Here is a 6,157-nt window from a genome sequence, read left to right as displayed (position 1 = left end):
CGCCGCTCGTGTACCCCGAAGGGCCTTACCGCTCGACTTGCATGTGTTAAGCACGCCGCCAGCGTTCGTCCTGAGCCAGGATCAAACTCTCCAATAAGGCTGTGTTTAATAACCTTTGGTGTTTGATCGCTCCAGACGGAATATGTCTGGCAATCTATCTACTCAAAGGAATACCTCGACGAGGAGGTATTCATATATTACTGGCTGTGTTATCGGCACGCTGTTGAGTTCTCAAAGAACACGCGCTCACCGGATCCATTCTCCGTTTCCGGAGAGTTTCACTCGGGGCTTGTGTTGAAAGCTTAGCTCGTTCGTTTTCGCTTTGTCAAATCGCCGTTTCCGGTGATTCAGGCTCCGCGCAAACTCGCTTCGCATTCAGTTTTTCGCTTGGTTCAGAAGTTATCTGAGTGGCTTTTCCGGTGTCAAATCGGGGTCGTTTTCAGATCCCGGACAGCCTGGTAGGCCGTTCATTATACTTCTGGGGGTTTGACGCCGTGAGACTCTACCCGGCCCGATTCGCGGTGTCAACCGCTCGTTCCGGGGTTCTCGCTGACGACTTGGAGAAAGTTACTCACGGGCAGATCCAAAGTCAAATCGCCTGGTCAGCGGGCTGCTTGATCGGCACGGACGGCGAGGGAGCAGCCGTCTTGGCGCCAACCGGACGCGGTCGCAGCCACAGACTGATGGAACGAAGTCCCTCCATCGCCATGACGATCTGGTCCGGTGAAGCCACCTGACGGGTCGCCAACGGCACCAGGTCGTAGCCCCAGACGCCGAACTCCTTGAGGACCGTCACCGGATCGTCACCGAAGTCGGCGGTCGCGGTCGCGGAGAACTCCAGGAACACGTGCGGCCGATCCCTGCGCAACAACCGGACGAGACCCGCGAGCGCGCGGTGACCTCGGCCAGGCGTGTCGACGCGAACAACCGAAAGCTTCATGCCCTTCACCAAGGCGATCTCTTCGATCTCCTTGTCCAGGCGCACCGCGCGCACCCGAGCAACGTCGTCGCCAGCGTCCGCGGCCAGCGATGACACCGACACGCCACCGGTCAACGTCGGTGAAGTCGCCAACTCACCCGCGCTCTCCCACGCGGCGCCCTCGATCACGGTCAACCGCTCGGCCACAGCAGCGGGCAGGTTCGCCGACGCGTTGTACCGCAGCAACGCCGCCGCGGACGGATCCGGCTCGACGGCGACAACGGCGCCCATCAAGCCGAGCCGCGACAACACCCTGATCGAGTGATACCCGACGTACGCCCCGACATCGAGGAAGATCCCGTCCGGCTCGACCAGCGAGTCGAGCAGCTCCGCGAGATCCGGCTCCCACACACCGTTGGACGACAACAGCGGAAGCATGAACGCGTCGTCGGAGGGCAGCCGCATCATGCCCGCGTCGCACAGCACCAGCGACGAACGCACTTGAGGCGCGTCATCGGAAGCCTCGTGCTGACGGACCACGACGCGACGCAACGCGTCCGCGGTCTGTTGTGCGTGGTTGGCCGCACGGATCGCAACGTCCAGCCGCGAGTCGCGCTCGCGGAACACCTCGACGACCTTGGACTCCAGGGTGTCGATGCGGTCCAAGGTCCGATCGAGGGCCACGGTCAGCTTGTCGATCCGCTCGGCCAGCACGTCGGTCGCCTTGGCGCGCTTGGCGGCCTCGGTCACGACGGCGTCCTCGATGTCCCGCAGCCGGCGTCCCTGACCTGCCATGTCCGCGCGCACGCGCACGACACCGTCGTCGACGCCGACCAGCTGGTCACCGAAGTGCGACTGCCGTTCCGCGACCTGCTCGACCTCGGCGCGCAGCAGCTCCAGCTCACCAGCGCCGACGCCCGCCTTCAGCGCGTCCTGCCGGTTGACCAGCTCGGACACGGTGCGCTCGACCCCGTCGATCAGGGTGTGCAGCACCTGGCGCATGTGGTTGTCGTAGTGGTCCAGCGCGCGCAACACGACCTTGCGCAACGCGGGTGCCATCGGCGTCCGATGAGGGCCGTCCACGTTGGGCTGACGTAGTAACGCGTGCTTGGCCGACTGCAACGCGAGCATCGGGTCGACCTCGGGCTTCGGCTTCGGCCGGCGTGCCCGCCATCCCCGGTACGCGTGCTCGACGCGCTCGCGAAGAACTTCACCCACCCGTGCGACCGACCGCACCGACAGCACGTGCTCACGTCCGACGGCTCCCAGCGCCGCCGCGGTGGGCAGGTCTTCTGCCAACGAGCGCAGCAACTGCGAGGCAGCCTGCACATCGGGCTCGACACCCTGGCACGGCACGAGAACCGCGGTCTTGCCGAAGAGCTCGGCAACAGCACCGTGGTCGGACGCCACGACGGGCACTCCCTGCACGGCCAGCGTCGCCAGGTGCAACGCGATCCGATCGTCCGCCCCACCGCGGTGCAACGACACCACGACATCGGCAGAAAGACACACGTCGAAGTCCTCGACCAACGAAATCCGCTGGTCAGAGGCAGTGGCCAGGCGCAGCCGCTCGGCGGCCTCCGGATGCTCGAAAGCACCGGACACCGCGATCCTCAGCTCGACGTCCGAACGATCGGGGAACGCGCTCAAGAACGCCGACACCGCACCCAGCACGTTGCCGGACCGGTCGAGAGAGTGGTCCGCGATCGCCGCGAACACCACCACCTCGCCGGACTCGTGCTCACGCAGGCCAACGTCCTGCACCGGCACGGGAACCACACGCACGATGGGCCCGCCGATGCGTTCCGCGGCAGCACGCGAGACGTCAGACGACAGCCAAAGCTCATTAACGCCCGTGCGGTCGTCCGCAGCGGTGGCGTCCAAAGCGACTTCGACGATGAACCGTCCGTCAGGCACTTCGTCCGACGAAGAAGTGCGCACCACGACGGGATAGCCGGCGGAAGTCGACACCGGCAGTCCGGACGCGCGCGCGGCAGCGAGCATCAGCTCCGACAGCGGCCCCGAACCCACGACGGACACACCGAGCTGGTCCAGCAGCGCGGGTCCTTCTTGCCGAGGCTGCGGCACGGCGGGCACCGGCAACCGCCCGGACGCGACGCCGACCCCGGCACACCACTCACGCCAGGCATCGGCATCCGCACCGAAGGGCGCGGGGAACTGCTGCTGCAACGACGCGTCAGCACGCCACACCGCATCGGCCCACCGCGTGCCGCCGTTCTCAGTCGGCTCGCACGCCCAGATGAGGAACCCACCACCACCGTCTTCACCGAACGCCGGTGTCGGCGTCAGCGACTCGGCCCGGTAGTCGGCACGCAGCTCGGACGGGATCTGAGTGCCGTCGATCAGAGAGTCGAACCGGTACGGCACGGGCTGCGCGGTCCAGCCGCATCGCACCAGCTCGGCGCGGTAGGCGGTGCACAGCTCGGCGACCTCCGGGTGCTCAGAGAGCAGCACGCGGGGACGTTCCGCGAAATCGGCGGACAGCAGCCACGGCCGCCGCGGGTCGAACCCGCGGAAGTGCACGGTCAGCAGGTCCTGACCGACGACGGCCAGCGTCCCGGACTCGGTGCGGTGCAACGGCCGGTCCGAAACGTTCCACACCGACAACCCGACCCGCGCGTCGCGCACGACGTGGTGCGGCACGATCGCCGGCATGTCGAGCGAGGCCAGGTAGGGCTCGGAGCCTTCGCCGACCGCGATGAAACCGGGGTCGAACGCGCCCAGCTCGTGCAGCTCGGCGGGCCCCGGCTGCAGACCGTCCGACGGCAACGGCCGCAACGTGCGCGGCAACATCACGACCGGGGCGTTGCGCAACGCCTCCAGCACGAGCTTCGTGAGCGACCCGAACACCTGGACCCACGGGTCGAGGTACAGCACGGGCATGCCCTGCGACAGCAACGCCTGCAGCAACCGCGGCACCATCGCCGCCTTCAGGTCGGAGGCGTCCAGCGAGGTCGCGAGCACGTGCAGCTCGACCTCGGCCACGCCGATCTCCAGCGGCGTGATCAGCCCGGGCCCCGCGTGCTCCGGCTGCGCGTCGACGATCAGCGCGACGAACCGGCCCTCGGGGTGCTCCGCGAGGAACGAGCTGGACAGGACCTTGACCGCGGGCAGTTCCGCCGCCGTGGCGACCGTGCACGCGCAGATCGTCGGCTGGAACTCGGGTACATCTGTCACGGAGAGCAACGTATCGGCCTCACAGCACCGGAAGAAGTGTGCGCAACTCGTACGGGGTGACGCTTCGACGGTACGCGTCCCATTCCGTCCTCTTGTTGCGCAGGAAGAAGTCGTAGACGTGCTCGCCCAGTGCCTCGGGGAGCAGTTCCGAGTTCTCCATCTCGGTGAGGGCCTCGCCGAGGTTCTGCGGCAGGTTCGCGTAACCGGCGGCACGACGTTCGCGGTCGGTCAGCGACCACACGTCGTCCTCGGCGGGCGGCGGCAGCTCGTAGCCCTTCTCGATGCCCTTGAGCCCGGCGGCCAGGATCACCGAATAGGCCAGGTACGGGTTGCACGCGGAGTCCAGCGAGCGGATCTCGACGCGGCGCGACGACGACTTGCCCGGCGAGTACATCGGCACGCGGACCAGTGCCGAGCGGTTCGCGTGACCCCAGCACACGGCCGTGGGTGCCTCACCGCCGACGATCAGGCGCTTGTAGGAGTTCACCCACTGGTTCGTGACGCCGGAGATCTCACGCGCGTGCTTCAGCACACCCGCCACGAACATCTTGCCGATGTCGCTGAGCTGGTACGGGTCCTCGTCGTCGTAGAAGGCGTTGCGGTCGCCCTCGAACAGCGAGATGTGCGTGTGCATGCCCGACCCGGGCTGGTCGGAGAACGGCTTGGGCATGAACGAGGCGCGCACGCCCTGCGTGATCGCGACCTCCTTCACCACGTAGCGGAACGTCATGACGTTGTCCGCCATGGTCAGCGCGTCGGCGTAGCGCAGGTCGATCTCCTGCTGGCCCGGCGCGCCCTCGTGGTGGCTGAACTCGACGGAGATGCCCATCGCCTCCAGCGCCTCGATGGCGTGGCGGCGGAAGTGCGTGGCGGTCTCGTGACTCGTCTGGTCGAAGAAGCCACCGTTGTCCGCGGGCTCGGGCTCGCTTCCGTCCGCGGGCAGGCCCTTGAGCAGGAAGAACTCGATCTCGGGGTGGACGTAGCAGGTGAACCCGGCCTCGCTGGCCTTCGACAGCGTCCTGCGCAGCACGTGGCGCGGGTCGGCCCACGACGGCGAGCCGTCCGGCATGGTGATGTCGCAGTACATGCGCGCCGAGTAGTTGCTGCCGTCGGGCGTCTGCCAGGGCAGCACCTGGAACGTCGAGGGGTCCGGCTTCGCGACCATGTCCGACTCGTAGACGCGGGCGAAGCCCTCGATCGCCGAGCCGTCGAACCCGATGCCCTCGCTGAAGGCACCCTCGAGCTCGGCCGGCGCCACCGCCACGGACTTCAAGAAGCCCAGGACGTCGGTGAACCAGAGCCGGACGAACCGGATGTCGCGTTCCTCGAGCGTGCGGAGCACGAACTCCTGCTGGCGGTCCATAGGGCGCAGCTTAAGGGCTACGGAGTCTCTACGATCAACGCATGTACGCCCGTTGGTTGTTGGTTTGCGCACTCGCCCTGCTCACGAGCTGCACGTCCGGTGGAGATCTCCCCGATGGTGCGACGCTGCTCTCCAAGTCGGCCGAGTCGATGCGCTCGGTCAAGACCGTTCACTTCACCATCAAGGTGGACGGCGAGCTCCCGGACGTGCCGGTGAAGGAGGCCGACGGCGACCTCACCTCGGCGGGTGACTCCAAGGGCACCGCGAAGGTCACGTTCGGCGGGCAGCTGCTGTCCATCGAGTACGTGCTGACCGGCGGAAACCTGCACTTCAAGGGCCCCACGGGCGGGTTCACCAAGCTTCCGGCGGCGTTCGCGGGCCAGGTCTACGACCCGTCCGCGATCCTGAACCCGGACAAGGGCGTGGCGAAGGTTCTCTCCAGCTCGAAGGACGCGAAGACGAAGTCGTCAGGTGACGTGTCGGTGGTCGAGGCGACGGTGCCCAAGGACGTGGCGGCCGGTCTGGTGCCCGGCATCTCCGCCGACGTGAAGGCGACGTTCTCGATCGACAAGGACAACAAGCTCAAGAGCGCGCTGTTCGAGCTGCCCGGCGGTCAGAAGGTCGACATCGGGCTGACCGACTTCGACAAGCCCGTCACGGTCACGGCACCTGCGTAA

3 protein-coding genes and 1 rRNA gene are annotated in these 6,157 nt (G+C 66.8%); 1 reads left to right on the top strand and 3 read right to left on the bottom strand.

The window, feature by feature from the left end; genetic code table 11:
* From FXN61_RS27330 to glnA, 3 genes are all read right to left on the bottom strand, one after another.
* Positions 1 to 97 (bottom strand): 16S ribosomal RNA (locus FXN61_RS27330); the annotation flags it as partial.
* 492 nt (positions 98 to 589) lie between these two features.
* On the bottom strand, positions 590 to 4,117 hold the full coding sequence (locus tag FXN61_RS55715) for an FkbM family methyltransferase (protein WP_167976887.1): 3,528 nt from the start codon (positions 4,115 to 4,117) through the stop codon (positions 590 to 592).
* A gap of 19 nt (positions 4,118 to 4,136) precedes the next feature.
* Positions 4,137 to 5,480 carry a type I glutamate--ammonia ligase gene (glnA, locus tag FXN61_RS27320; protein WP_167976886.1) on the bottom strand — a complete coding sequence of 448 codons (1,344 nt, stop codon included), beginning with the start codon at positions 5,478 to 5,480 and terminating at the stop codon, positions 4,137 to 4,139.
* 41 nt (positions 5,481 to 5,521) lie between these two features.
* On the opposite strand from glnA, the gene FXN61_RS27315 reads away from it, so the two are divergent.
* On the top strand, positions 5,522 to 6,157 hold the full coding sequence (locus FXN61_RS27315) for an LppX_LprAFG lipoprotein (protein WP_167976885.1): 636 nt from the start codon (positions 5,522 to 5,524) through the stop codon (positions 6,155 to 6,157).

The organism is Lentzea indica (assembly GCF_012184385.1).
GTDB lineage: Bacteria > Actinomycetota > Actinomycetes > Mycobacteriales > Pseudonocardiaceae > Lentzea > Lentzea indica.
The sequence above is the reverse complement of the archived record's forward strand: the minus strand, read 5'-3'. Positions and strand labels throughout refer to the sequence as shown.